The sequence below is a fragment of the Streptomyces sp. NPDC056600 genome (assembly GCF_042792855.1).
GTDB lineage: Bacteria > Actinomycetota > Actinomycetes > Streptomycetales > Streptomycetaceae > Streptomyces.
The window spans coordinates 61,124-87,884 of record NZ_JBHTVQ010000029.1; the positions used below are offsets into that span (position 1 = coordinate 61,124).

Annotated in this window: 24 protein-coding genes; 9 read left to right on the forward strand and 15 right to left on the reverse strand. The window is 73.2% G+C overall.

The annotated features are described in order from the left end of the window. Nucleotides 1-49: 49 nt before the first annotated feature. The gene (locus ACFRAV_RS16565; protein WP_382556073.1) at nt 50-3,079 is read right to left on the reverse strand and encodes a BTAD domain-containing putative transcriptional regulator; all 3,030 of its coding nucleotides are present in this window, start codon (nt 3,077-3,079) and stop codon (nt 50-52) included. A gap of 187 nt (nt 3,080-3,266) precedes the next feature. Between ACFRAV_RS16565 and ACFRAV_RS16570 the strand changes: the two genes are divergently transcribed. Then, on the forward strand, nt 3,267-3,665 hold the full coding sequence (locus ACFRAV_RS16570) for a nuclear transport factor 2 family protein (RefSeq protein WP_382556017.1): 399 nt from the start codon (nt 3,267-3,269) through the stop codon (nt 3,663-3,665). Nucleotides 3,666-3,722: 57 nt separating this feature from the next. On the opposite strand, the gene ACFRAV_RS16575 is transcribed toward ACFRAV_RS16570, so the two are convergent. From ACFRAV_RS16575 to ACFRAV_RS16620, 10 genes are all read right to left on the reverse strand, one after another. Next, nucleotides 3,723-4,559 carry a fumarylacetoacetate hydrolase family protein gene (locus tag ACFRAV_RS16575; protein ID WP_382556020.1) on the reverse strand — a complete coding sequence of 279 codons (837 nt, stop codon included), beginning with the start codon at nt 4,557-4,559 and terminating at the stop codon, nt 3,723-3,725. Beyond that, nucleotides 4,556-6,211, reverse strand: a complete 1,656-nt coding sequence (locus ACFRAV_RS16580) for an FAD-dependent monooxygenase (RefSeq protein ID WP_382556023.1) — start codon at nt 6,209-6,211, stop codon at nt 4,556-4,558. The genes ACFRAV_RS16575 and ACFRAV_RS16580 overlap by 4 nt, the downstream gene beginning before the upstream one ends. After that, nucleotides 6,208-8,196, reverse strand: a complete 1,989-nt coding sequence (locus ACFRAV_RS16585; RefSeq protein WP_382556026.1) for a flavin-containing monooxygenase — start codon at nt 8,194-8,196, stop codon at nt 6,208-6,210. Before ACFRAV_RS16585 ends, ACFRAV_RS16580 begins: the two co-directional genes overlap by 4 nt. A gap of 52 nt (nt 8,197-8,248) precedes the next feature. Further along, entirely contained in the window at nt 8,249-9,862 is a 1,614-nt protein-coding gene (locus tag ACFRAV_RS16590) for a bifunctional 3-(3-hydroxy-phenyl)propionate/3-hydroxycinnamic acid hydroxylase (RefSeq protein WP_382556028.1), read from the reverse strand. Then, nucleotides 9,859-10,629, reverse strand: a complete 771-nt coding sequence (locus ACFRAV_RS16595) for an HpcH/HpaI aldolase/citrate lyase family protein (RefSeq protein WP_382556030.1) — start codon at nt 10,627-10,629, stop codon at nt 9,859-9,861. Before ACFRAV_RS16595 ends, ACFRAV_RS16590 begins: the two co-directional genes overlap by 4 nt. Further along, on the reverse strand, nt 10,626-11,150 hold the full coding sequence (locus ACFRAV_RS16600; RefSeq protein ID WP_382556031.1) for a nuclear transport factor 2 family protein: 525 nt from the start codon (nt 11,148-11,150) through the stop codon (nt 10,626-10,628). Before ACFRAV_RS16600 ends, ACFRAV_RS16595 begins: the two co-directional genes overlap by 4 nt. A gap of 7 nt (nt 11,151-11,157) precedes the next feature. Further along, entirely contained in the window at nt 11,158-11,973 is an 816-nt protein-coding gene (locus ACFRAV_RS16605) for a 2-keto-4-pentenoate hydratase (protein WP_382556033.1), read from the reverse strand. After that, nucleotides 11,966-12,850, reverse strand: coding sequence for an alpha/beta fold hydrolase (locus ACFRAV_RS16610; protein WP_382556036.1), 885 nt, complete (start codon nt 12,848-12,850; stop codon nt 11,966-11,968). The genes ACFRAV_RS16605 and ACFRAV_RS16610 overlap by 8 nt, the downstream gene beginning before the upstream one ends. Continuing rightward, entirely contained in the window at nt 12,847-13,782 is a 936-nt protein-coding gene (locus ACFRAV_RS16615) for a 3-carboxyethylcatechol 2,3-dioxygenase (protein ID WP_382556038.1), read from the reverse strand. Before ACFRAV_RS16615 ends, ACFRAV_RS16610 begins: the two co-directional genes overlap by 4 nt. Nucleotides 13,783-13,890: 108 nt before the next feature. Continuing rightward, on the reverse strand, nt 13,891-15,252 hold the full coding sequence (locus tag ACFRAV_RS16620) for an MFS transporter (RefSeq protein ID WP_382556040.1): 1,362 nt from the start codon (nt 15,250-15,252) through the stop codon (nt 13,891-13,893). Between the two features lie 206 nt (nt 15,253-15,458). Here ACFRAV_RS16620 and ACFRAV_RS16625 point away from each other — a divergent pair, with 206 nt between their 5' ends. From ACFRAV_RS16625 to ACFRAV_RS16640, 4 genes are all read left to right on the forward strand, one after another. Then, on the forward strand, nt 15,459-16,094 hold the full coding sequence (locus ACFRAV_RS16625; protein WP_382556042.1) for a TetR family transcriptional regulator: 636 nt from the start codon (nt 15,459-15,461) through the stop codon (nt 16,092-16,094). After that, nucleotides 16,087-16,815, forward strand: coding sequence for an SDR family oxidoreductase (locus ACFRAV_RS16630; RefSeq protein ID WP_382556043.1), 729 nt, complete (start codon nt 16,087-16,089; stop codon nt 16,813-16,815). The genes ACFRAV_RS16625 and ACFRAV_RS16630 overlap by 8 nt, the downstream gene beginning before the upstream one ends. Nucleotides 16,816-17,180: 365 nt before the next feature. Then, complete coding sequence (locus ACFRAV_RS16635; protein WP_382556045.1) at nt 17,181-17,636, forward strand: tellurite resistance TerB family protein; 456 nt, start codon at nt 17,181-17,183, stop codon at nt 17,634-17,636. Between the two features lie 94 nt (nt 17,637-17,730). Next, nucleotides 17,731-17,994 (forward strand): GlsB/YeaQ/YmgE family stress response membrane protein, encoded by a 264-nt coding sequence (locus ACFRAV_RS16640; protein WP_382556047.1) that lies wholly within the window; start codon nt 17,731-17,733, stop codon nt 17,992-17,994. Nucleotides 17,995-18,295: 301 nt separating this feature from the next. Here ACFRAV_RS16640 and ACFRAV_RS16645 read toward each other — a convergent pair whose 3' ends face one another. Next, entirely contained in the window at nt 18,296-19,315 is a 1,020-nt protein-coding gene (locus ACFRAV_RS16645) for a hemolysin family protein (RefSeq protein WP_382556049.1), read from the reverse strand. Continuing rightward, a complete protein-coding gene (locus tag ACFRAV_RS16650; protein ID WP_382556051.1) occupies nt 19,312-20,661 on the reverse strand; it encodes a hemolysin family protein in 1,350 nt (449 codons plus the stop codon). The genes ACFRAV_RS16645 and ACFRAV_RS16650 overlap by 4 nt, the downstream gene beginning before the upstream one ends. A 306-nt stretch (nt 20,662-20,967) precedes the next feature. Here ACFRAV_RS16650 and ACFRAV_RS16655 point away from each other — a divergent pair, with 306 nt between their 5' ends. Continuing rightward, nucleotides 20,968-22,065, forward strand: a complete 1,098-nt coding sequence (locus ACFRAV_RS16655) for a sporulation protein (RefSeq protein ID WP_382556053.1) — start codon at nt 20,968-20,970, stop codon at nt 22,063-22,065. 242 nt (nt 22,066-22,307) lie between these two features. Here the strand turns inward: ACFRAV_RS16655 and ACFRAV_RS16660 are convergent, their stop codons facing one another. Beyond that, nucleotides 22,308-23,243: a M56 family metallopeptidase gene (locus ACFRAV_RS16660; RefSeq protein ID WP_382556055.1), complete on the reverse strand. Its 936-nt coding sequence runs from the start codon at nt 23,241-23,243 to the stop codon at nt 22,308-22,310. A gap of 4 nt (nt 23,244-23,247) precedes the next feature. Then, nucleotides 23,248-23,631: a BlaI/MecI/CopY family transcriptional regulator gene (locus ACFRAV_RS16665; RefSeq protein ID WP_382556058.1), complete on the reverse strand. Its 384-nt coding sequence runs from the start codon at nt 23,629-23,631 to the stop codon at nt 23,248-23,250. A gap of 186 nt (nt 23,632-23,817) precedes the next feature. Between ACFRAV_RS16665 and ACFRAV_RS16670 the strand changes: the two genes are divergently transcribed. From ACFRAV_RS16670 to ACFRAV_RS16680, 3 genes are all read left to right on the forward strand, one after another. After that, entirely contained in the window at nt 23,818-24,114 is a 297-nt protein-coding gene (locus tag ACFRAV_RS16670) for a twin-arginine translocase TatA/TatE family subunit (RefSeq protein WP_382556061.1), read from the forward strand. A 76-nt stretch (nt 24,115-24,190) separates the two neighbouring features. Then, nucleotides 24,191-24,796: a GNAT family N-acetyltransferase gene (locus ACFRAV_RS16675; protein WP_382556064.1), complete on the forward strand. Its 606-nt coding sequence runs from the start codon at nt 24,191-24,193 to the stop codon at nt 24,794-24,796. Between the two features lie 291 nt (nt 24,797-25,087). After that, nucleotides 25,088-26,530: a hypothetical protein gene (locus ACFRAV_RS16680; RefSeq protein ID WP_382556067.1), complete on the forward strand. Its 1,443-nt coding sequence runs from the start codon at nt 25,088-25,090 to the stop codon at nt 26,528-26,530. Nucleotides 26,531-26,761: the final 231 nt, after the last annotated feature.

Sequence of the window (26,761 nt, forward strand, 5' to 3'; positions counted from 1 at the left end):
CCCGCGGTCGCCGTGCCGAGCAGGAAGAACAGCGTGTCCCGGACCGGCCTCAGCCCGCGGCGAGCAGCCGCCGCGCCTCCGTCAGCTCACGGACCATCCCCCGCTCCTGGAACACCTCCACCGCCGGTGCCAGCAGCTCCCGGGCGCGCCCCGGATCCCCCTCCAGCAGGCGCGCCAGGTCGAGACGCGCCAGCGCGCCCCCGCCGACATCCATGATCCGCTCCCGGGCGGTCACGGCCCGGTCGAAGAAGTCCCTGGCACGATCGGGCCGGCCCATCACGGAGAAGGCGTGCCCCAGGTCGCGCAGCAGGTGCCCCTCACCGATCACGTCGCCGGAATCCCGGCACAGCTCCAGCACCTCCGTGAAGGTCAGCACCGCCAGATCGCTCTTGCCCTGCTCCAGCAGCAACTGGCCGACCCGCCGCAACGTGCGTGCCCGGCCGCCGACGTAACCCACCGCGTCGTACGTGTCCAGGGCCTCGTCCAGCTGGGCCTGCGCCGCCGCGAACTCGCCCTGCCGCATCCGGATGTGGGCGCTCTGCGTCAGCACGATCGCCCGCCCCACCACGTCCCCCGCCCGGTCGAAGTCCGCCAGCGACCGCGCGTACAGGTCCAGCGCCGACGCGTCGTCACCGCCCGTCCGGGCGATGAGGGCCAGGTCCCGGCGGCACAGGCCCTCACCCGTGGGCTCGTCCAGCGCCTGGAAGACGTCCAGCGCCGAGGTCAGCGCCTGCCGTGCCGCGTCGAACTGGCTGCGGCTCATGTACAGCGAGCCGAGCGAGGCACGCACCGCCGCGGTACCCCGCAGATTGCCCGCCTTGCGGGCCGCCGTCAGCGCGCACAGGTGCGTCCGCTCCCACAGGTCGTACAGACCCCTGACCTCGAACAGTGTGACCAGCGTCGTCGCCAGGTCCCAGCACAGGTCGTGCAACCCCTCCTCGGCCGCGTGCTCCACCATGCGGCACAGGGCGGCCTGCTCGGCCTCCAGCCAGGCCAGCGGATCCCCCAACAGCTCCCGCGTGTACACGGCGGGCGGCTCCCAGCGCGGGGCGTCTCCGTGCAGCACGGTGAAGTCCCCGCCGTACAGCTTCCGGTGGGCCTGCTGCGCGAGGTACATCCACCCGCCGCCCATCCGGGCCAGCGCCGCCCCCCGCTCCCCGGGCGGGTCGGACGCCAGCCGCTCCCGCGCGTACACCCGGATGATCTCGTGGAAGCGGTACCGGAAACCACCGCTCCGCTCCACCCCGGCGACGTCCAGCATCTGCACGTCGACCAGCGGCTCCATCAGATCCGACGGGAAGGGCCGGCCGTCGTCCAGGAGGGCGCCCGCCAGCCAGCTCGGCAGGGTCGGCGCCTGGGCCATGCTCAGCAGCCGCAGCAGCCGACGGTCCTCCGGGGCGAGCCCGTCGTACGTCAGGGCCAGACTCGCCCGCATCGTCATCTCACCGTGCGTCAGTTCGTCCAGCCGGTGCCGCTCGTCGGCCAGCCGCTGCACCATCGACGCCAGCGACCAGTGTGGCCGCGCCGCCAGCCGTGCCGCCACGATGCGCAGGGCCAGCGGCAGCCTGCCGACGGTGCGCACCAGCGCCTCCGCGGCCACCGCCTCCGTCGTCACCCGCTCCCGTCCGACGATCCGGGCCAGCAGCTCCAGCGCCCGGTCCTCACCCAGCACGTCCAGCTCGACGCGGTACGCCCCCGGTAACGCCGTCAGCCGGGTCCGGCTGGTGACCAGCACCGCGCAGTGACGGCTCCCCGGCAGCAGCGGCAGCACCTGCCGCTCGCTCGCCGCGTCGTCCAGCACCACCAGCACCCGGCGCGACGCCAGTCTCGAGCGGTACATCTCCGCCCGCTCGTCCAGCGACTCCGGGACCAGCTGCCCCGGAATGCCCAGCGCCCGCAGGAAGCGCCCCAGCACCTCCTGCGGGGTGACCGGGGCGCCGGTCGTCCCCCGAAGGTCGCAGTACAGCTGCCCGTCCGGGAACGCCGAGTCCGACAGCCGGTGCGCCACCTCGACGGCCAGGGCCGACTTGCCGGTGCCCGGCTTACCGGTGACCGCCGCCAGCCCCACCGTCGTCCGCTCCGGCCCTCCGGTCAGCGCCTCCGCGAGGGCCGCCAGCTGCGCCGCGTCCGCCACGAAGTCGGCGGTCGCCGCGGGAAGCTGATGCGGCACGGCCTGCTGCAGGGAGGTCCCGGCCCGCGCCGCGGACTCCTCCGGCCCGGCCTCCGTGTCCGCACCGGGCGGCGCCTGCGCCTCCGCGGCCCGCCCCGGGGCGGGCCGCGGAGCCGGGCCGGAGGGCGCGGTGAGCGTGCCCGTGAGGATCGCCGACTCCAGCTCCCTGAGCTCCCGGCCCGGCTCCAGCCCGAGCTCCTCGTCGAGCAGCCGCCGCCCCGTGCGGAACACTTCGAGCGCCTCGGCCTGCCGGCCCGACCAGTACAGCGCCTGCATCAGCTGGCCGCGCAGCTTCTCCCGCAACGGGTGCTGGTGGGTGAGCAGTTGCAGCTCGCCCACCAGCCGGTCGTGCCGCCCCAGCCCGAGTTCCAGCTGGATCCGCAGCTCGACGGCGGTGAGCCGCTCCTCGTCGAGCTGCCGCGCCTTGTTCGCGAGCGCGCCGCTGTCCAGCCCCGGCAGGCAGTCCCCCTGCCACAGAGCCACCGCGGCCCTCAGTTCCTCCACGGACCGTTGCGCGTCGCCCTGCTCCCGCAGCCTCCTGGCCCGCGAGACCCCCGCGGTGAACAGTGCGGCGTCCACGTTCCGCTCGTCGGTGTGCAGCACGTACCCGGGGGCCCGGGTGGTGATCGAGACCTCCGCGTCCGCACCGGCCAGCAGCTTCCGCAGCCGCGACACACAGATCTGCACCTGGGTGCGGGCGGTCTCCGGCGGAACGTCCTCCCAGATGAGGTCGACCAGATAACCGGTGCTGACCACCCGGTTGGCCTCCAGCAGCAGCGCGGCGAGGATGACCTCCTGGCGCCCGGGCGGTACCCGCAGCGGACCGTCGACCCCTTGCACCTGCAGCGGTCCGAGAATCCGGAAGGACGGGCGCGGCGCCGCAGGGGCGCCCTGCTCCTCCGCCGTCATGAGGTCGGTCAACGAATCCCCCACCGAGACAGATGAGTTGACGAGGCAAGAGCAGCTTCGAACAGTCTCCACATATGTCACTGTTCTGTCCATGGCGTGCATATGTCGGGCGAGAATAGTGCCGCGATAGCGAAGAGTTGGCCGCGCCGCCCAGACTCGGGAGGGAGGACGAAAGGGGTACAGCCCGATGACGAGTCACGACCGGCCGGCAGCCGCGCTCTCCGGAGCGACCGACCTGATCACCGCCGCAGGCGTGGACCACGTCCGCCTGGTCTACGACTACCTCGACGCGGGCGACGCGGACTCCTGCGCCTCCCTGATGCACGAGTACGTGGTCCTGGAACTGCCCGGCATGCCCCCCGTTCACGGCCGCGCCGAGGTCGTCCGTGCCCACCTCTGCCACGGCGCCGCCCGGGCCCGTCACGAGATCGACCACCTGGTGGCCGCCGACCGCAGCGTGGTCGCCGAGGGCCGGCGCGTCGTCCCCGGCTCGCACCACCCGTGCACGCGCTTCGTCGACGTCTTCCGCATCGCCGACGACGGCATGGTCAGCGAGTGCACACGCTATTACCACACCGCTCCCTAGGCTCCGGCCGGACGGGCCGGAGCGGAGAGTGGGGGAGAGGCCGCCGGCCACGACCGGTCAGGGGACCTCGCGGACGGTGTTGCGCAGCGTGCCGAGCCCGGTGACCTCCACCTCGACGACGTCGCCGTCGACGACGAAGCCCGGGGGGTCCATGAAGAGCCCGACGCCGCCCGGCGTGCCGGTGACGACGACGTCGCCGGGGGAGAGGGGGGTGAACGCGGTGACGTACTCGATGATCGACGGGATGTCGTTGATCAGGTCGGCGACCTTGCCGTGCTGGCGGACCTCGCCGTTGACCCGGGTCGTCAGCTCGAGTCCGGTGACGTCGCCGACCTCGTCGGCCGTCACCAGGCATGGGCCGAAGCCGCCGGTCCCCGGCCAGGTCTTGCCGGGCAGCCACTGACTGGCGGCGCGCTGCCAGTCCCGCACCGAGAAGTCGTTGTACACCGCGTAGCCCGCGACGTGGTCGTACGCGTCGGCCTTGGCGACCTTGTGCGCGGGCCGGGAGATGACCAGCGCGACCTCGCCCTCGTAGTCGAACTGCGCGGACTGCACCGGCTTGAGGGCGTCCGCGCCGTGCCCCATCTGGCTGTCGGCGTAACGGGCGAAGACGACCGGGGCCGCCGGAGCCGCCTTGCCGATCTCGTCCCGGTGGCTGCGGTAGTTGACGCCAATGCAGATGATCTTGCCGGGGTTCGGGATGACCGGGGCGAGCCGTATCCCGCTGAGCGCCACCGGGTTGTCGGTGTGGTGCGCCAGGGCGTCGAGGGAGCCGGCGGCGATGGCTTCGGCGAGCGAAGGCGCGGTGGAGGTCGCGTCGTAGACGGTCTCGCCGTCGAGACGGCCCCAGGCGATGCCGCCGTCGGCACGGTGGTAGCTGACGAACTTGCTCATCGGGTGGTCCTGTTCGGTGAGGGGAGAGGGCGCGGGGCTGAGGAGGAGACGTTGACGAAGGTGCGGAGGCGGGCGACGACGGACTGCTCGCCGGTGGGGTCGAAGACCGCAGCGACGTAGCGGTCGGGGCGCACCGCGACGAACACAGGACCCGCGCAGGCGCCGGCCGTGAGCACCGCGGTGGTCTCGGTGACCGTGCCGTCGGCCGGCGTGCCGCCGGGGGCGAGGACGCGCAGTCGTTTCGCGCCGATCGCGTCCCAGTACGGGTCGACCGCCGGGCCGGGCAGCGGGCCGCCGATCTGCAGCAGCGCCCAGCCGGGCCCGAGGTGGGCGTCGAGGCCGCGCTCGGCGCCGGTGGCGTCGCGGACCACCGGCTGGCTCAGGGCGAGGCCGACGCTCACGGAGGGGAGCACGACGCCGCCTGCCGCGGCGCCACCCGCCGGGACGGCGACCCCGGCGGTGGTGTCGGGGGGTGCGATGAAGCGCATGTTGGCGAGGAAGTCGCGGACGCGGGGGATCAGGCCGACCGTGCGGACCACGGTGTCGCGGACGCGCGTGAGCACCGGACGGGTCGCCATGACGACCGCGCCGATGCGGCGCGAGACGGCCACCATCGCAGCTCCGTGGCCGCGGCGCTCCACCTCGTAGGAGTCCAGCAGCCGTTCGGTCGCGCGGCCGGCGATCGCCTCGGTCAGCTTCCAGGTGAGGTTGGTGGCGTCGCGGACGCCGGCGTTCAGGCCCTGCCCGGCGAACGGCGGCATCAGGTGCGCGGCGTCGCCGGCGAGGAACACCCGCCCCGCCCGGTAGGTCCGCGCGATGCGCTGGTGGGCGACGTACACGACGGCGCGGCGCACGTCCTCCGGCGACAGCTCGGTCCGGAAGCGCGGCACGACCAGCTCGCGGATCCGTTCCGGTGTCGTCATCTCCTCGGGGTCCTCGTGGTCGAAGAGCATGAACTCGATCCGCAGGCGCCCCGAGGCGCCGGGCACGAGGACGTACGGCCGCTCCCCGTCACCGTGGAACTCGGCGAACCGGTCCCGCACGCGCGGCTCGTTGAGCAGGTCGACGACGATCCACCGCTGAGGCTGGGTGGTGCCGACCAGGTCGATGCCGGTCGCCCGGCGGACGAAACTGCGTCCGCCGTCGGCGCCGATCAGCCAGTCGGCGGTCAGGGTCCGCGTCCTGTGTCCGGTCGTCCGCCCGGTTCCGTCCCCGGTCGTCACCGTCAGGCCGACCCCGTCCCCGTCCCGCGTGAGCGCGGTCGCCTCGGCGCCGCGCAGGAACTCCAGCCCTTCGTGCGCGACGGCCCGCTCCCACAGCAGCCGCTCCAGGACCGGCTGGTCGAACTGGGTCTTGGCGGGGTGCCCCAGCCGGGAGGCGACCGGCCGCGCCTCGAGCAGGAGGCGGTCGCCGAGCCCGAAGTAGCGGCTGCCGGTGTCGAGCAGGGACTCGGCCTTGAGCGCGTCGGCCACGCCGAGCCGCTCCAGGGTGCGGAACGACTCGTCCTGGAGGCTGATGGCGCGTGGCAGGTCGCCCGGTGCGGTCTCCTTCTCGACGAGCGTGGTCCGCACCCCCGCGTCGGCGAGCAGCAGGGCGGCGGTGAGCCCGATCGGGCCGGCGCCCACCACGAGCACCTCACGCCGGGCGCTCACGACGCCGCCCCCGGCCGCGGGCGGAGCGTGAAGTCGGTGTCGAAGTCGGCGTCCCGGGTGAGGTTCCAGTACTCGAGGTGGCCGTAGGGCCACACCTGCGAGACCCGGCCGCGGGGGTTCTTGTACCAGGTGCGCACCTGTGGCTGCCCCCACGCGCGCCGGGCGTTGCCCTGGTCGACCCAGGCGAGGAAGCGGTCCAGGGTTTCCTGCCGGACCTCGACCGACGCGGCCCGGCGCCGCAGCAGCTGGTGGATCGCTTCGGTGGCGAACTCGACCCCGCACTCGATCATGAAGTGGAACTGGCCGTGCACCACGTAGTTGGTGTTCGGCCCCTGGACGAGGAACAGGTTCGGGAAGCCGGGCACGCAGATGCCGGCCCAGGCGGTGGCGTCGCCGTCCCAGTGCTCCTTGAGGGTCTGCCCGGTGGGCCCGGTGACCTGGATCGGGTCCAGGTAGTCGGAGGCCTTGAAGCCGGTGGCGTAGACGACGACGTCGACCGGGTGGTGCGTGCCGTCGGCGGTGACGATGCCGTCGGAGGTGAACCGTTCGATCGGGGAGGTGACGAGCGCGGCGTGCGCCCGGTGGAGGGCGCGCGCCCACACGCCGTTGTCGCGGAGCATGCGCTTGCCGCCCGGGGGATACGACGGCACGACGACGTCGAGCATGTCGGGGCGGTCCGCCCACTGCTCGCGCAGGATCGCGGTGAGCGTCTCCCGTACCCGCAGGTTGGTCGCCGACACCGAGTCGGTGCGCTCCCACCCGGGATCCACCTCGACGGTGTGCAGCCGCCCCGTGCGCGCGCCCCAGAACGCCTGGAAGCGGAACCACTGTCCGTAGTGCGGGACGTGTTCGCTGAGCCAGGCCAGCGCTGCCGGCGTCGGGTCGTGGTAGTTCGGCGCGGGAACCGTCCAGGGCCCGGACCGCTGGAAGACGTCGAGGTGGGCGACGCGGTCGACGATGCTCGGGACGATCTGGTAGGCGCTGGCGCCGGTGCCGACCACCGCCACGCGCTTGCCGGTCAGGTCCACGTCGTGGTCCCACCGGGCGGAGTGCATCCGCACCCCGCGGAAGTCGTCCTGGCCGGGGACGTCGGGGATGTGCGGCTTCTCCAGCTGCCCGGTCGCGGCGACGACGGCGTGGAACCGCCGGCGCCGCTCGACGCCGTCGCGCCGGACCACGACGTCCCAGACGGCCGCGGCGTCGTCCCAGGTCATCGACAGGACCTCGGTGTCGAACTCGATGTGTTCGCGCAGCTTGGCCCGGTCGACGATCTCGGCGGCGTACTCCTCGATCTCCGCGCCCTCGGCGTACGCGTTGGGCCAGTCGGCCCGCTGCGCGAAGGAGAAGCTGTAGCAGAAGGTCGGGGTGTCCAGCCGGACGCCGGGGTAGGTGTTGGCCAGCCAGGTGCCGCCGACGTCGGGGTGCTTCTCGAACGCGACGAACGGCACGCCCGCCTGCTTGAGCCGGTACATCGCCGCGATGCCGCTCATACCGGTGCCGATGACCGCGACCTCGAACTCGCGGTCCGGCGCGACCTCCTCGACGTGCCAGGTGGGCGCCCCCGGACGCTGCGGGAGCAGGTCGAGCTCGTGCATCATCAGTGCCGCGTCCTCGGCGCCCGCCCCACCCGTGACGAAGTCGACGAGGGCGCGGGCCTCCACCGCATCGAGCAGGCGGGGACGGGTGAGCTTCTCGTCGCGGACGCGCTGGAGCGCGGGCAGCGCGAGTTCCCGTGCCCGCGCCTGCGCGGCCTCGCTCATGCCGCCGTGCGGGGGCGCCGTCGTGTCGACGGGAGGGAGCGGCGGGCGCAGCTCGGCCGGGATCAGCGTGTGGTCCCCGGTGAGCGCCGCCAGCGCCGTGAGCAGCGACGGCAGGTCGGCCTCCGCGACCACGCGTCTCAGGAAGGCGTCGTCCTCCGTGACGGGCGTGTACTCGTCGCGCCAGTACACGTCGTCGATCTGGACGACCTCGCTCGGATCGGTCATCGGCCCTCCATCGTGATCGGCTGTTCGGGGTTGTCCTGGGGGCGTTCCGGGGTCATGCGACGCGGGCGGCCTCGAAGACCTCGCCGAGCACGTCGTCGAGTTCCTGGGTGAGGCACTCGGCTGCGATCACGTGGTCGGGGCGCAGGACGACGGCGCCCACCGGGCGTGCGTCGAACCAGGCCTGCAGGCCCGACTCGCCGCCCAGGTCGCCGACGACGGTGACGCCGGCCGACGCCTGCTTGCGCGCCCAGGGCAGCTGCACCTTCGGCACCACCTGCACGAGGCGAGCGCCGAGGCGGTCGAGCACGGCGAGCCGCTCCGGGGACAGGAAGGCCCGCGGGTCGTTGTTCCAGGTGATCACCCGCCAGCCCTGGCCGGTCGCGTCGTCGAGCAGCATCTCCACGCCGTCGGTGTCGGTGGCCCGGGGCTGCGGGAAGATCGAGCCGGCCAGCCGCGGCACGTCGCGCGCGGGCAGCGTCTTGTACGTCGGCAGCGGCGTGTGCACCACGACGCCCTCGTCGAACCGGGGCTGCGGCTTGAACGCCTGCCGCTTCTGGGCCTCCCGCTCCTCGGGGGTGCGGTTGGCGGCGATCCGGTCACGCTCGGCGGCCTTCACGGGGTCGTGGTCGGTCATCTCCTTCGCCATGCCGAGGGAGACGGCCACCATCTGCGTGACGTGGCCGAGGCGTTCGGTCTCGTACGTGTCCAGCAGGGCGTCGGCGGCGAGGCCCTTGACGACGGCGGCCAGCTTCCAGCCGAGGTTGAAGGCGTCCCGGATGCCGGAGTTCCAGCCCTGTCCGCCGACGACCGGCATCACATGGGCGGCGTCACCGGCGAGGAAGATCCGCCCCTGCCGGAACCGTCCGGCGACGCGGGCGTGGTGGCGGTAGACGCGGCGGCGGATGATGTCCAGCCGGGCCGGGTCGGGCACGTGCGGGGCCAGCAGACCGAAGACGAACGCGTCGTCGTCGGCGAGGGCGGCGCTCTCGTGCTCGAACAGGGTGAACTCCCAGCGGCGGATGCCGTGCGGCAGCGCGATGGAGGCGTAGCTGCGGGCCGGATCGCCGCCGAACACCGCGTGCGGCGTACCGATCGGGTCGTTCGCGACGTCGACCACGAGGCCGTCGCTCGGCCGGGTCTCGCCCTCGAAGGAGATGCCCAGGCGCTTGCGGGTGGGGGAGGCCCCGCCCTCCGCGGCGACGACGTAACGGGCGCGCAGGGCCTCGCCGTTCGCGAGGGTGGCGACCACTCCGCCGTCCTCCTCGACCAGGTCCACGACCTCCGCGCCGAAGCGCGCGGCGGCGTTCGGGAAGCGGTCCAGGCCCTCCAGCAGCACCCGGTCGACCAGCGGCTGCACGAAGCCGTTGCGGCGCGGCCAGCCGAACTCCCGCGTGGTCGGGTTCACTTCGGACAGGATCGTCCGGTCCCCGTTGACCATGTAGATCTTCTGGTCGGGGATGGTGTGCGGGAGCACCTCCTCGACGAGGCCGGCGGTCTGCATGGCCCGCAGCGCCTCGTCGTCGATGCCCACGGCCCGCGGGTAGTCGACGAGTTCACGCTCCCGCTCGACGACCAGGACGTCGACGCCCTGCTGTCCGAGCAGGTTGGCCAGGGTCAGGCCGACGGGGCCGGCGCCGACGACGAGGACGTCGCACGTGACGGTCATGAGGTGCTCCCGGTGGATCGTGCCGCCCCCAGTGCGGCGAGGGTGTCGTGGAACGCGCGGTGCAGCAGGACGAGGTCGATGCCGAGGCCGACGTAGTCGACGAGGCCGTCGGCGAACAGGGCGGCCGTGTAGTCGGGCCGGCCGGAGTAGATGCCGAGGGTGACGCCGTGCGCGGTCGTCACCTCGCGCAGGTGCGTGATCGCCTCGCGCACGGGGCCGTCCTCCCAGTCGCCCCGGCCGGGCAGGCCGTGGGTGACGGCCAGGTCGGCCGGCCCGATGTAGACCGAGTCCAGGCCGGGGGTCGAGACGATCTCCTCGGCCCGCTCGACACCGGCCCGGGTCTCGATCTGGACGACGGCGGACACCGCGTCGTTGCCGGCCTCGGTGTACACCTCGCCGGGGTAGAGCGCCGGCCGGGACGGGCCCAGGCTGCGGTTCCCGAGAGGCGGGTACTTGGTGGCGGCGACCAGCGCCTCGGCCTGGGCACGGGACTCGACGGTGGGCGCCACGATGCCGCGTGCCCCGCTGTCGAGCAGCCGCAGGATCGGGGCCGGGTCGAGCGAGCCGACGCGCGCGTAGGCGTAGGCGTTGTCCCGCGGAAGGGAACGGAGGATTCCGCAGGCCGCCTCCAGGCCCAGCTCGCCGTGCTGGAGGTCGAGGATCACCCCGTCGTAACCGGCGGCCGCGGCCCACTCCGGCATGGAGAAGGAGGGGAGGGACTGGTGGTAGAGGACGGGGTTCCCGCCGCCGAGGGCCGACCGCTTCACCGCGCCGGTCCTTCCTGGTCCGCCCCGTTCCGGGCGTGCCCGTCCTGGTCCTGCCCTTCCTGGGCGGCCCCGTCCCGTCCGGCCAGCCGGGCGGCGTGCGCGGCGGCCGCCCGGCCGCCGAAGACCGGCACGATCTCGCGGCGGGCGAACAGCCACCGGCCGTCCACCTTCCGGTAGCGCTCGCGGAACTCGCCGACCGAGGCGGGCTCGGTCGGCGGCTCGTTGCTGTCGCGGAAGGTCAGGTACTGCACGGTGCCCTCGACCTCGTCGCCGTCCCGCACCAGGCGGATCCCGCCGATGAAGTGGCGGCCGACGATGTCGGTCTGCCGGGCGCGCTTGGCCCCCCAGACCTTCATGGCCTCGCGGTCCATGTCACCCATCGGCCCCACCGAGACGCCGTCCTCGGTGTAGAGCTCCCAGGTGGTGTCCGCCTGGTTGTGGTCCAGGCGGTAGAGCATCTCCGCGATGAGCTGCTCGATCTCGACGCGGGTGATCGCGTCGACGGGACGGTAGTCGTTCATGTCCGTCTCAGCCCTTCGAATCGGCGGTCGCGACCACGCGACCGAGTCCGGTGATGGTGGCGACGCACTCGACGTCGGCGGGCCACGGCTCGATGTAGCCGATGGACCCGGACAGCAGCACCTCCCCGGCGCGCAGCGGCTCGCCGGTGCGGAGGGCGGTCGCGGCCAGCCAGACGATCGCGTTGACCGGGTCCTCCAGCACGTTGCTGCCGACGCCCCGGGTGATCTCGGCACCGCCGCCGGTGATGACCATCTCCACCTGGGTCAGGTCGACCTCTCCGTAGGGGTGCCGCTCCTCGCCGAGGACGACGCCGCTGCAGCCGGCGTTGTCGGCGATGGTGTCCACGATCTGCCCGACCGATCCGCCGTAGCGGAAGTCGACGACCTCGAACGCGGGGGTGACGTGGTCGATCGCGGCCTCGACGCTCTCCCGGGTGGCGTCGAGGACGTCGCTCTTCAGGACGAACGCGACCTCCGCCTCGATCAGCAGCCGGTTGTACCGGGACAGCGGGAGGCGCACCCCCGAGGCGTGCACCATGTCGTCGTGGATGACGCCGTAGTCGGGTTCGTCGATGCCCACGCGTGCCTGGACCAGGGGGTTGGTCAGGCCGACCTTGCGGCCCACCCGCCGCACGCCCAGCTCCCGCTCACGCAGGGCGGCGAACTCGGCGGAGATGGCATAGGCCGCGTCGAGGTCGTGCTCGGGGAGCCGGGGGCTCACGTACGGCACGGTGTACACATCACGCTTGGCCTCGAACAGCTCGCGCGCGATCCGGTCGATGGTCTCCTGGGGGACGCCCACCACGGTCCTTTCGTCAGACATGCTTGTTCAGGAAGGCGACCGCCGCGGCGTTGAACTCCGCGGCGCCCTCCCACTGCGGCCAGTGCGCGGCGCCCCGGACCAGCAGGAACTCGCCGTCCGGGATCAGCCGGCACAGGCGCTCGCCCTCAGCCGCGTCGCCGGTCGGCTCGTTGTCGGTCCACACCATGAGCGCGGGGACCGGGAGCGCCGCGAAGTCCTCGTCGGTGACCCGGTTGCGCCACCGCCGCTCCGGCTCCCGCAGCGCGGAGACGTTCGCCATGCTGAACCCGTCGCGGGAGTAGATCGCCTGGCGGACGCGGACCAGCTCGTCGGTGATGTTCTGCGGGTCGTGGATGACGACCTGGAGGCGCTTCCGCACGTTCTCGAAGGTCGGCTCGCTGACCGCCTGGGCGCTCACCGACTGCGTCCGGTCCAGCTGCGGCTCCCCGACCACCCGGCCGCCCGGTGCGGACAGGATCACCGTGTGCAGCCGGTCGGGGTGCTTGGGCGCGAACTTCAGCGCGAGCCAGCCCCCGAGGGACTCACCGGCGAGATGCACGCGGTCCAGGGACAGGGCGTCCAGCAGCGCGAGCAGGTGCTCCGCGTAGTCGCGGATCTCCAGCGGATGGTCGGCGAGCGAGGTGTACCCGTGGCCCGGGTAGTCGTAGCCGACCACCCGGAAGCCGGCCTCGACGAACGCGCGGACGTTCTGCGTCCACGCCTCGATGTGGCCGCTGGTGCCGCTGGCCAGCACCACCGTCCGCGCGTCGGGGGCGGTCGCGGGGAAGTCCAGGACCCGGGTGCGGTAGCCGCCGGCGTCCACGTACCGCAGGGTGTGCTCGAGGTCCGCGATCTCCTCCCAGAAGCTCGCGACGTGCGTGCGGCCCGCCCGGCTCACGCGGTCACCGCCGCCTGGATCGCGAAGCCCGCGCCCCACTTCTCGACCGGCCAGTAGTGGTCGACGGCCATGCGGTAGGAACCGGCGGTGGACAGCGCCGCGTAGGCCGCGATCCAGCTGCGCATCTCGTGCGCCGCGGAGCCGCCCTCCGCCAGGAACCAGCCGTTCTCCCAGTCGTCGACCGGGCTCAGGTCGCCGGAGCGGAGCACGTCGAGGACGAGCGTGTCCCATTCCTCGTTGAGCGGGTCGCTCGGCGCCTTGCCGTCGGCGATCGCCTGGATGCCCCGGACGATCATCTGCTCGCGCTCGTGGCGCTCCTCGGGCGAGGGCGCGTACGAGACCAGGCGCTCGTGCACGGTGCCCGGGGCGCCGTCCCAGCGGGGGATCGGGGGGCTGTGGGAGATGCCTCCGGAGGCGAGGAACAGCACCTTCCTGTCCATCGCCCGGGCGGCCCGGCCGAAGGCCTCGCCCAGCAGGCGCACCCGTCGCAGCGGGGAGAGCGGCAGCCCGATCGCGTTCACGAACACCGGCACGATCGGCTGGGTGAAGCCCTTGCCGAACACGAAGTCCAGGGGCTGGACGATGCCGTGGTCGACCGTCATCCGCTCGCTGCGGCCGATGTCGACGCCCTCGGCCAGCACCGCCGCGTGGAAGGCCCTGGCGGCGTCGCCGTCGACCGGGAGCGGCCCCGCGGTGGTGCCGTAGTCGCCGACGCCCTCGGCGACCGCGCCGATCACCCACGGCGTGATCAGGGAGTAGAGCTGGCCGTTGAAGTGGTCGGGCCCGAACACCACGACCAGGTCGGGGTCGTAGGCGGCGACGAATCCCTTGATCTCGTCGATGGCGGCGTTGATCTCGGTGAACGTACTCCCTCCCGGGTCGACGTTGCCGAAGGACGGTGCGTGGGAGAGTGCTGCGAGGGCGAGCGGCAAGGCTGGTCCCTTTCTCGGGATGGGGCGGAGCCGGCGGGTGTGGCCGGGCCGGGCCGGGCGAGGGCCCCGGCCCGGCCCGGGGACTCGGGGCCGGGGAGGCGGCCGGGATCAGGCGGCCGCGGTGACGGGCGCGGGCTCGGGCTCCGCGGCCGGGGAGGCGGCGCGCGCCTGGCTGCGGTGGAGCAGCAGTACGCAGACACCGGCGACGAGCATCGGCAGGGCGAAGACCGTGAAGGCGGTCCCCATCCCCATGCCCGCGTCGAAGGCCGCGCCGCCCACGATCGGGGCCGCGATGCCGCCGAACCGGCCGGCGCCGATGACGATGCCGAAGCCGGTCGAGCGCGCCAGCGTCGGGTAGAGGGTCGGGACGATCGCGTAGAAGGCGGCGGTGCCCGAGCAGACGAAGAAGGACGCCAGGAAGAGGGTCCACCAGGCAGTGGGCATCCCCGGGCCGGCCAGGCCGAACAGCGAGAGGGCGCCGGTGGCCAGCACCAGGAAGACCGGGGCGAGCAGGCGGACGTTCACCCTTCCGCCGAGGAAGCCGAAGAGCACGTTGCCGAGGATGCCGCCGATGCTGAAGGCCGTGACGAGCTGCGGCGCCAGCGAGGGGTCGCCGTTGCCGGCGGCGACGCTGCTCGGCGCCCAGTTCGTCATGAAGTAGAAGCTGAGCATGTAGGCGACGTAGCCGACGATCATCAGGATCGTGTAGCCGCCCGTGCGCCCGGTGAAGACGGTGCGCAGCGATCCCTTGCTGCCGGCGGTGGCGGGGTCGGGCTCCGGCAGGGCCGCGAGCGCGGGCCGGCGCATCTTGACCAGGAGGGCGTTGAGCCGGTCGAGGGAGTCGGCGCGCCGTCCCTCGGAGAGCCAGGCGAGCGACTCCGGGAGGAGGACGAAGGACGCGACGGCGGCGACGGCGCTCAGCGCGAAACCGACCCACCAGCCGAACTGCCAGCCGCGCTCGCCCAGCATCGGGCCCACGATCATGGACCCGAGAAGCCCGCCGATGTTGATCGCGGCCGCCGATATCGCCATGACCAGCGCGTAGACCCGCCGACCCGTGTACTCCGCCAGGATCACGCCGGTCACGGCCACCAGCGCGCCGACGCCGATGCCGGTGACGATGCGGCTGACGACCAGGGGGCCGGTCCCGGTCTCCGGGGTGGCGAACGGGCCGATGAACATGCCGATCGCGATGGTGGTCGTGGCGATGACGCCCATCCTGCGCCGGCCGATGCGGTCGGCGAGCGGCGCGACGACGATCGAGCCGATCAGCATGCCGATGAGGGCGCCCGACATGACGAGTCCGAGCTGGGCCTTCGTCACACCGAAGCCCTGCTCGATGTAGGGGGCGGCGAACGAGGTCAACGAGACGTCGTACCCGTCGAGCACGACGAGGGTGATGGCGATGACGACGGCGCGGATCTGAAGTCCGCTCATCTTCCCTTCGGCGACCTGGTCGGTGACCTTCATGGGCGGCCTCTCTGCGGTCGGGAACCGCGGGTCGGCGGCATTGCCGCCCGCGGGGCCGGAAGGCCGCGTCGAACCGCCGCCTTCTCGAATCTAGAATCTAGGTTCTAGGTTCTAGATGGCGGTACAGTGACCGGCGAACGCGGTCGGCGTCAAGGGGTCGATCCGAGATTTGGTAGAACTGCGGTCCGAACGGCGAGGGGGGAACAATGGCTGGCAGGCGGAAGGCCCACCGGGCGTCCGAGGAGTCCAAGCAGGCGATTCTTGAGGCCGTGCTCTCGCGGGCGGTCGAGGCCGGGTACGAGGGCACGACCATGGCCGACGTGGCCCGTGCGTCCGGTCTGCCGATCGGATCGGTCTACTGGCACTTCCAGAACAAGGAGCAGCTCTTCGTCGAGCTGCTCGAGTACTCCTTCGAGGTCTGGAAGCGGGCCAACGCCGACTTCGGCGGCATGCGCGACCTGCTGCGACGCACCATCGGCGAGTCGGCGGCGGCCTCGGCCAGCCTGGCCGAGCCGGCTGCGGCGTTCTGGAGCATCGGTCTGGTCTTCGCGTTCGAACGGCGACTCGAGGACAACCTCGCCCGGCAGCGGTACCTCGCCATTCGCGAGGAGATGTTCCAGTTCGTCACCTCCCGGCTGCGGGCCGCCTACCCGAAGGTGCCGGAGGACGTGGCGGCGGCACTGGCGCACGACCTGGCCGTCATGGGCCGCGCGCTCACCGACGGCTTCCGGGTGGCCGCTGCCGCCGGTGACGACACCGACTTCGCCCGCTACGCCGAACTGGCCGCCGACGCGCTCGAGTCCCTGGTCGCCACCCGTCTGAAGGAGTACGCGCATGCCTGAGACGCCCTTGTCCGCCGACGGGAAGGTCGCCGTCGTCGTTGGTGGCGGATCCGGGATCGGCGCTGCCTCTGTGCGGGAGTTCGCCGCACACGGCTACCGGGTGGTCGCGATGTCGCCGTCGGGCCGGGCCCGGTCCCTGGCCGAATCGCTCGGCGGCGCCGGTGTGGACGGCTCGAACACCAGAGTCGAGGACCTTCGGGCGTGCGTCGACCTCGCGGTGTCGCGGTACGGCCGCATCGACGCGGTCGTGAACAGCAGCGGTCACGCGGCTCGTGGCCCGGTTCTCGAGATCACCGACGAGCAGTGGGCCGAGGGCGTCGACCTCTACCTGCTGAACGTCGTGCGCATGGCCCGCCTCGTGACGCCCCATCTGATCGCCGCCGGTGGCGGCGCCATCGTGAACATCTCCACCGCGGGCGTCTTCGAGCCCAGTGCGAAGTTCCCCGTGTCGGTGACCATGCGGGCGGCGCTGGCCTCCTTCACCAAGCTGTACGCCACCGAGTACGGCCCGCAGGGCGTCCGGATGAACAACCTGCTCACCGGGCTGACCAAGGACGATCCCGCGGCGGTCCCGGCCGAGTGGACGAGCGGCATCCCGCTGCGCCGGGCACAGAGCACGGCGGAGGCCGCCAGGATCGTCCGCTTCCTGGCCGGCGAGGAGTCGGCCTACATGACCGGGCAGAACATCCGCGTCGACGGCGGAGAGACCCGGTCGGTCTGACCGGCGCGGTGCCGTGCGTTCCTGCCGTGCCCCGGCGTGCGCCAGGAATCCGCAGTTCGGGGCGGTGCCCGACCGCCGCCGACGGGACCGGGTCGGTGCCTCTTTCTCATGGGCCGGCGCCCGCGGCGGACGCTCGCCCCACCGGTCGACGTATGCCGCTCGGCGGTCCAAGTTCCCGCGCAGAAGCGGCGGTTGAGCCCTTGCTGCCTCCCTGGGGAGTGCCTGGTCGCGTGGTGGTTCAGGACTCCCGGCGCCCGGGCCACCCGGAAACGGCGCCCCGGACCGCAGGCCCGCGCTCTATACTTCTACAGTCATGTAGAAACTAGAGGGATGGTCGCGACCCCGTCCGACGAAGGAGTTGCCCGATGGCCCTGTGGGACCGCATCCGGGAATCCGCATCGACGATGCAGACCCAGCTGATCGCGAAGAAGAACGACCTGAAGTCCGGAGCCTTCCGGGACGCCTCCATGGCGATGTGCGCGCTCGTCGCGGCCGCCGACGGCACCATCGACCCGGCCGAACGCCGGCGTGTGGCGCAGCTGATCGCCAACAACGAGGTGCTGCAGAACTTCGACGCCGACGACCTGCGGCGCCGCTTCGAGGACAACCTGGCCAAGCTGACGGCCGACTTCGACTTCGGCAAGGTCAGCGTTCTGCAGGAGATCGGCAAGGCCAGGAAGAAGCCCGCGGAGGCGCGGGCGGTGATCCAGATCGGCATCGTCATCGGCGGCGCCGACGGCGACTTCGACAAGACCGAGCAGGCGATGGTCCGTGAGGCGTGCTTCACCCTCGATCTGCCGCCCCACGAGTTCGACCTGTAGGACGACGACCGCACCGTCCGGCGCGCACCGAGCGTGAGAACGGGACGGGTCGGCATCCGAAGCACCACACGACTTCGAGGAGAGGACGGACGGCATGGAGATCTCCGGCGTCATCACCGCCATCGTCATCGGCGCTGTCATCGGCGTGTTGGGGCGCCTGGCCCTGCCCGGCCGCCAGCGCACCGGCTTCCTGTGGACCATCGGCGTCGGAATCGTCGCCGCCCTGGTCGGCACCGCGATCGCCGCCGCCCTGGGGGTGGCGGACACCAGGGGCATCGACTGGATCGAACTGGCCATCCAGATCGCGCTCGCCGCAGGCGGCGTCGCCGTGGTCGAACGACTCAAGGGCCGCCGCTGACGCGTGACGGCCGCCGCGCGTCACCGCCGCACAACGCCCTCCGCCCCATGTCCCTCGGGCAGCGCGGGCAGCGCGGGCAGCGCGGGCCTCGCCGCCGGCGCGCCACCCGGCCGGCTGCGGCCGCGAGCCGGCCGCGAACCTCCTGGGCGCCCCGCCCGGCTGAGCCCGGCAGGCAGGTCACCGGGGCGCGAGGAGGGGCGGCGCGGAATCGTTCCGCGCCGCCCCTCACATGGTCGTCGGCGTCCAGGGGCCCCGATTCTGGGGGTTCGGCCCCGCTCGCGGCCGGGCGGACCGACGGGTCTCAGCCCGTGTGCGGTTGCAGCAGCCGGGCCAGCAGGTCGTCCAGGGTGACCATGCCGGTGGGGCGGCCGCCGACGTCCCGCACCACCGCGAGCGAGGCGCGGTGGCGGCGCAGCAGCTCGATCGCCTCGGCCACGGTGGCCTCGCCGGTCAGCTCCGGCACCGGGCGGGCCAGGGCCCGGGCGTCGGTGACGCGCCCACGGGAGCGGGCGACCATGGCGTCGCGCGCGTGGATCGAGCCGACGAACGCGTCACCGGCGCGGACCAGCAGCCGGGTACGGCCGGCGGCCGCCGCGACCCGCAGGATCTCGTCGATGCCGGCGGCGGCGTCGACCGAGGTGATGCGGGCGGTCGGCACCTGCAGTGCGGCGACCGGGGTCTCGGGCTCGGTCAGCGAGCGGGTCAGCAGTTCGCCGTCCGTCTCGCTGATCAGGCCGAGCCGCCGGGACTCCACCACCAGGTGGGTGAGCTGCTCGCGGTTGTGGACGGAGGCCAGCTCCTCGCGCGGGGCGACCCGGCACAGCCGCACCAGGGCGTTGCTGAGCGCGTTGAGCAGCCGGATCAGCGGCCGCACCGTCCGCACCACGGCCCGGAAGGGCGGCGAGAGCAGCATGGCGGAGCGCTCCGGGTGGGCGATCGCCCAGGACTTGGGCGCCATCTCGCCGACCACCATGTGGAGGAAGACCACCACGATCATCGCCACGGCGAACGCGATGCCGTAGCTGAGCCCGCTGGGCAGGCCCAGGCGGTGCAGCAACGGGTCGAGTTCGTGGGAGATCGCGGGCTTGGAGACGGAGCCGAGGCCCAGCGTGCAGATGGTGATGCCCAGCTGGGCGCCCGCCAGCATGAGGGACAGCTCCCGCATGCCGGCCAGGGCGGCCCCGGCTCCGCGCCGGTTCTCGGCCGCGGCCTTCTCCATCCGGTGCCGTTTGGCGGCGACCAGCGCGAACTCGGCGGCCACGAAGAAGCCGCTGCCGATCAGCAGCAGGACGGTGACGAAGACCGCCATCGGGAAACTCATGCCGGGACCTCCGTCCGCGTTCCGGTTCCGGTGCCGGGCAGCTCGATCCGCACCCGGTCGGGCACGTGCCGGTCGAGGGTGCGGACCTCGATCAGCGCGGAGCCGCCCTTGGGCAGCTCCACGGCGAGCCGGTCGCCGACGGCCGGGAAGCGGCCGAGGCGGTCGACCACCAGGCCGGCCACGGTGTCGTAGTCCTCCTCCTCGGGCAGGCCGACACCGGTGACCTCGGCCACCTCGTCCAGCCGCCGTCCGGCGTCCACCAGCCAGCCGCCGGCGTCCGGCACGGCGACCTCCGTGACGGTGTCCGTCTCGTCCGCGATGTCGCCGATCAGTTCCTCGGCTATGTCCTCGTAGGTGACGATGCCGGCCACCCCGCCGTGCTCGTCGAGGACGACGGCGAACTCGTCGTCCCGCTCGCGCATCTGGGTGACCGCGTCGGGCAGCGGGAGGGTGTCGGGCAGGAAGAGCGGCCGCCGGGCGAGCGCGCCGGCGGTGGCGTCCTGGAGGTCGTCGGCCGATCGGCGCATCAGCTCGTTGACCCCGAGGACGCCGGTGATCTCGTCGGGGTGGTCGCCGAGCACCGGGTAGTTGGAGTGTCCGTGGCGGGCGATCAGGCCGATGGCCTCGGCGGCCGTCGCGTCCTCCCGGACGAAGACGGCGTCCACCCGCGGCACCATCACCTGGTGCACGGTCCGGTCGGAGAACTCCAGCGCGTGGTCGAGGAGGGCGGCGGTCTCCTCCGGCAGGGCCCCACGCTCGTGGGACTCGCCGATCAGGTGGCCCAGCTCCTCCAGCGTGGCGCCGTGGTGCAGCTCCTCGACCGGCTCGATGCCGACCCTGCGCAGCAGCCGGTCGGCGGCGCCGTCGAAGACCCGGACCAGCGGCCCGACGATCTTCAGGTAGAGCAGCGTGGAGCTCGCCAGGGACTTGGCGAGGCGTTCCGGGACGGCGATGGCGAGGTTCTTCGGGGCCAGTTCGCCCAGCACCATCTGCACGAAGGTGGCCAGCACGAAGGCCAGCACCACGGAGACCGCGCTCACCGCGGCCGAGGGCAGGCCGATGCCGGACAGGGCGGGCCTGAGCAACGCGGAGACGGACGGCTCGGCGATGAAACCGACGACCAGTCCGGTCACGGTGATGCCGAGCTGAGCGCCCGACAGCATGAACGACAGCCGCTCCAGCACCTTCAGCGCGCGGGCCGCCTTCCGGTCGCCCCGCTCGGCGTCGCGCGCCAGCGCGAGGCGGTCGGCGGAGACGTAGGCGAACTCCTGGGCGACGAAGTAACCGGTGCCCGCGGTCAGCACGAAGACGGCCAGCAGGCCCAGCAGGGCGTTCGCGGCACTCATCGAACACCATCCCGCCGTGTGCCGTGATCAGGAACGCGTCGGCGGAATGGTCGGGGACTGTGCCCCGGGGGGTCCGTCGGTCTGGCGGACAAGGGGTGACTCCTTCTGGTTCTGGATCTACCGGGACAACGGTCCGGACCGGGCCGGTGTTCCCGGCCCTCACCGCGACCCGGCGTGGAGGGTGTCCCTCCGCGTACGGGATCATCCTATGCTTCTACACGTCTGTAGAAGTGGGAACGGCGGGTGAACCGCCGGTCGGTCGCCCTGCCTGGGCGAACGCGGCACTGAAGGAGGAACGGACGCCTCATGGTGTTCAAACGACTGCTCGGCGCACTCGGTGTGGGGGGACCCACCGTCGACACGGTCCTCGACCCCGGACCCGTCCTGCCCGGCTCGACGCTCACCGGTCAGGTGCGGATCGAGGGCGGCAGCGGCGACGTCGAGATCGCACAGGTCGCCCTGGAACTGGTGGCCCGGGTGGAGGCGGAACACGCGGACGGGGAGAGCGAGGGTGTGGTCGCCTTCGAGCGGTACACCGTCGGCGGGGGATTCCGCCTCGCGGCGGGGGAGCGGCTCAGCCTGCCGTTCGGAGTGCCGCTGCCCTGGGAGACGCCGGTCACGGAGCTGCACGGGCAGCCGCTGGGGATCGTGCTGGGCGTGCGCACCGAGCTGGCGGTGGCGGGCGCCCGGGACAAGGGCGACCTGGATCCGCTGACCGTGCGGCCGCTGCCCGTCCAGGAGGCGATCCTCGAGGCCTTCGGCAGCCTCGGCTTCGGCTTCCGGTCCGCCGACCTGGAGTACGGCCGCGTCGGCGGCACCGGCCAGCGGCTGCCCTTCTACCAGGAGATCGAGATCACCCCGTCGCCGCGGTTCGCGCATCAGGTGAACGAGATCGAGGTGACCTTCCTCGCCCACCCGGGCGGCATGGAGGTCGTCCTGGAGGCCGACAAGCGAGGCGGGTTCCTCTCCGCCGGTCACGACGCGCTCACCCACGTCACCGTCGGCCATGACGAGGTCCGCGACTGGAGCGCCGAGGTCGACGGCTGGGTCCGGCGACTCGTCGAGCACCGGGCCGCGTACGGGGCGCACGGCGGGTTCGGGGCCGGCGGGCACGGGCACGGGCACGGGGATGACGGCCACGGCGGTCACGGGCACGCCGGTTACGGGAACGGCGGCTTCGGGCACGGCGCGCAGGCGGCGTACGCCGGGCAGGCGGGTCACGGCCACGGGGACCACCACCAGGGGCATGGTGCGTCGGGGCCGGGCATGGGCACGGCGGTCGCGGCCGGCGCCGCGGGGCTCGCGGTCGGGGTGGTCGGCGGCATGGTCGCGGCCGAGGTCGTGGACGAGGTGGGTGACTTCTTCGAGGGGGACGAGGATGAGGGGGACGGCGAGGAGGCATGAGTCCTGCGGCGGTGGCTCCCGCGGCTCGTCGCCGCCCGTGAGGCGCCGCCGGGCGTCGGCGTGGAGGGGCTGCGCCGCGGATCGGCGTGGCGCGGCACCTGACTGACCCGGTCCGGTCCCGGATTGACCCGGTCCGGTCCCGGATTGACCCGGTCCGGTCCCCGGCCGACCCGGTCGGGTGTGGCTGAGGTCCTGTCCCTCCCCTCGGCGCGCGTGCGTCGGGGGAGGGAGACGCACCCGGGTCAGAGCGGGGTGGCGGCGTACAGGATGAGGGTCATCGTCACGGCCGCGTTGGCGGACGACATCGCCGACACGGCGGCCGCGACCGCCGCACCCCAGGCGGCGAGTCCGACGGCGGTGAACAGGGACGGCCACCGCCGTGCGGCCGGGGCCGGACCGAGCAGCGCGGCCACCCGCCTGGGCACCGGCCCCGCGACGGCGAAGTTCGCCCACGCCGCCGACGGGGCGGCGCGGGACACCAGCGCCGCCTTGCCGATCGCGCGGGCCACGGTCCGCCGGCTGCCGACCGCCTGCGCGGCCTCCTCGTCCGCCCACCGTTCCGTCGTGTACGACACGGCGGTCCGCAGCGGCCGCAAGAAGGGGTTGGCCCGCGCCGCCAGCCCCACCGCCAGCAGGTAGCGGTGGTGGCGGGCGGCCAGGTGGGAGCGCTCGTGGGCGAACAGGGCGCGGCGCTCCGCCGGTTCGAGACCGTCGAGGAGCCCGGTGGTCACCACGACGCGGCCCCGTCGGCCGCCGCCGGGGAGGGCGTACGCGTAGGCGACGTCGTCCGGCAGCACCGCCACCTCCGTGTCCCGCAGCCCGGCGAGCGCCCGGTGCGCCCGGCGCCGCAGCCGGACGTGCCGCCACAGGGTCCGGCCGCAGAGGGCGAGCACCGCGCACAGCACGGGGATGGCCGCCTTGCCTGCCACCTCGTCGTACGGGACCGCTTCGCGCACCTCAGGGTCGGACCAGCCGTCCGGCAGAGGGTTCCCGGGGAGCTGGGCGGTGCCGACGACCACCAGCAGGCCAAGGCAGACGGTGCTGCAGGCGGCCATCACCGCGGCGACGGACGTCAGCAGCCGGGTCGCCGTCCGCGGGTGCAGGTGCTGCTCGGCCAGCCGGGCCACCGGCCAGGCGGTGAGCGGCAGGACCAGCGGAAGGAAGACGAACACCCCCATGAGGTCAGTCGTCCCCTTCGCTCCCGGGCCGGCCGAGGAGTTCCCGCAGCAGGCGTTCGTCGTCCGGTTCCAGGCCGGTGACGAAGCTCGCCAGCACGGCCTCCCGGTCCCTCTCGCCGTCCAGCACCCGGCGCATCTTCCGGGCGGCCAGACCGGCGTGGTCGGACGCCGGGGTCCACGCGAACGACCGCCCCGCGCGCTCACGGGTGACGGCCCCCTTGTCCAGCAGCCTGGTCAGGATCGTGACCACCGTGGTGTAGGCGAGGTCCTCGCCCAGGCGTCCCTGCACCCAGCCGGCCGTCGCCGGGCCCTCCGCCTCCTGCAGTGCCGACAGGACCAGCGCCTCCAGCTCCCCCTGCCCGCGCCGGGGCCGCCGCTGCTCCGCCACGACCTGTCTCCCCTCCGCCGCTGTTCGTTTCCCGGGCGGTCATCGTATAGACCCGCGAGGGCCCGCCCGCTCGCCTCACCGTGGACCAGAGCTTCTACACGCCTGTAGATTCTGACGGGTCACCAGGAGTCCCCCCGTCCTGAGGGCGTCCCCCCGCCACATCCACCCCACCCCTAGGAGCAGGCCATGTTCGGACTGAGTGAACTCGCCGTCGTCCTCGTCGTCGTCATCGCCGTCCTGTCCGCCAAGAGGCTCCCCGACCTGGTGCGGTCGGCCGGCAAGTCGGCGCGCATCCTCAAGGCCGAGGCCCGCGCACTGAAGGAGGAGAAGGAGCGGGAAGAGGCGGCGAGTACGGACAGTACGGAAGCGGCCGCACCTCCCCGGGTCGTCCCGGGTGAGCTGACGCCGCCCTCGCCCGGAGCCGGCGCACCGGGTGGCGCGCCGCACCAGGCGGAGAGGCGGACGCCGCCGTCGGCTCCGTGACGGACGCCCCGCGGGTCGGCGACGAGAGCGGAGAAACGCGGTGGCCCCGGACCGGGGGTACCCCTAGCATCCGTCCGTGACCAAGAGCAACGAAAGTCCGGGCGACGACGAGTGCGACGCGGAGGCCGGGAGAGAACTCGCCTGGCGGGCCCGGTCCGTCGGCCTCGCGGCACTCGACATGGACGACGCCGAACTCGTGCACAGCTGGAGATCCGATCCTGTGGCCGCCCACCAGATGGGGATGTGGCCACGCTCGATCACCGCCGTGCGCGAGCGCATCGAGCGTGACATCGAGGACGACGACCGCGACGACTTCCTCGTCTGTCCGGTCGGCGGCGCCCCGGTCGGCATTGTCGCGCTGACCCGCCAGAACATGGTCGACGGCACAGCCGACGTCGAGTTGATGCTCGCCGCCGGACACCGCGGGCAGGGCCACGGCCGCGCTGCCCTCGACGCGGTGGTGGACCTGGCGTTCGGCGAGCTCCCGATGTACCGGCTCACGGCGGAGACGCACACCGACAACACCCCGGCGCTCGCCGTCCTCGCCAAATGCGGCTTCACCCGTGAGGGAGTCCGTCGCGCCGCCTGCCTCCACCGCGGCCGCCGCCACGACCTGGCCGTGTTCTCACTGCTCCGCCCCGAGTGGGAAGAGCTGGACCGCCCTCGCGCCTGGGAGGCATGACCGGTCGGGCCCCAGCTGGTACTTACTCACCGCTGCCGGGTCAAGACCGCTGCGTGAGACGGGAGTTGTGCGCGAGGGCGGGGCTTCGGCACACTCGCCGCATGGATCGCCACGCCCACCTGAGCCGTCGACTCGACGTCGACCTGGCCCACGTGTGCTCGGCGATGTGTCACCGCGCCCTCTGAGCGCGGTGACCCCCGCCCGGCCGTGCCGGGCTTCTCCCTCCTGCCGGGCGGAGTGTGCACCGCTGTCCGCGTGTACCCGCTCCCCTTCCGATGGACGGATGACCCCATGCGCCTCGCGCCCCTCTCCCGTGCCGCCGTCGTCGCCGCGTCGACGCTGCTCGCCCTGAGCTCCGGCACCTCCGCCTCGGCGGTGACCCCGACCGGGCCACTGCCGCCCGCCAACCCGTACGCCGGCCCGGTGGGCACCGCCACCATGCACGGCGACACGGCCTCCTCGGACGCCACCCCGCTGCCCGGACCGGCCGCCGGCACGCTCACCTCGCACCGCACCGCCCTGGCGTCCGCCTGCCCGACCGTGCTGGTGGGCGCGGACGGCTTCCCGGTGGCGCTCTGCACCACCATCTTCGGCCGCACCCCCACCGTGCACCTTCTCGACCCCGCCACCGGGGAGTCCCTCGCGGAACTGGCGCTCGCCCAGGGGTCCCTGCTCGGCGGGGTCTACGCCTACCTCGACCACCGGGACAGACTGGTCGCCGTCGACGGCAACCGCGACCTGCTGCGGGTCGCCCACCGGCGCACCGCTTCCGGCGGCTGGGAGCTGTACGTGGACAGCCGGCTCCCGCTCGCCGGGGCCGTGCCGGACGGCGACTCGGTGACCGGGGTGGCACCGGACTGGGAGGGACGGGTCTGGTTCGCCACCGCGCAGGGCGTGGTGGGGACGGCCGACGACCGGACGGGCGCGGTGCGTCCGCTCGCCCTGCCCGGGGGCGAGCAGGTGGCCAACTCGATCTCCACGGCGCCGGCCGGCACCGCCGTGTCGACCACCCACGCCACCTACCTGCTGACCGCCGCGGCGGACGGCACGCCACGGATCGCCTGGCGCAAGGCCTACGAGCGGGGACCGGGCCGCAAGCCCGGACAGCTCAGCTGGGGCACCGGTTCGACGCCGACCTTCTTCGGCCCGCGCACCGGCACCGACTACCTGACCATCGTCGACAACGCGGCCCCGACCGTGAACCTGCTGGTGTACCGGGTCGCCGACGGCTCCCAGGTCTGCTCGGTGCCGGTGCTGAAGACGGGTGGCAGCGGCAGCGAGAACTCGCCGGTGGCCGTCGGCGACAGCGTCTTCATCGCCTCGACGTACGGCTACCCCTACCCGCAGCTCCCGGAGGGCGCGGGGGAGAGTGTGCCCTCCTCGGCCGCCTTCACCGGCGGCCTGTCCCGGGTGGACGTGCGGGCGGACGGGTCCGGATGCGACCTGAAGTGGGACAACCGCGTCCGGTCGGCGGCGGTGCCGCGGCTGTCCACGGCGGACGGAAAGCTGCGCACGGTGCTGCGGGAGCCGGTGATCCCGGGAACCACCTCCACCTCCGTCCTCGACCCCTACCACTACGCGGAGATCGACCCGGAGACTGGCGCGGTGACCCGCACCAAGTGGCTGGGCAGCGGCTTCATCTTCGACACCCTGCAGATGGTGGGCTCCATCGCCCCCGGCGGGGTGGTCCTCCAGGGCACCACCACCGGCGTCCTGCGGATCACGGCCGGGTAGCCGAGGAGGGGACGACGGGCCGTGCCCCGCCGCCGCGACGGACGGCGGCGCAGGGAGGGCGGCGTGGGAAGGGGAGGGACGCCCGTGGCCCGGCGTCCCTCCCTCTGCCCGGAACGGCCGCGCGGGGGCCACGCCGGTCGTGAGGTGGCCTCGGCGGCCCGGCGGTCGCCGGCGGGCCGCCGGGGGCGGCGAGCGGGCCGGGGCCCGCACCGGCGGGCCCGCGCCCCCGGG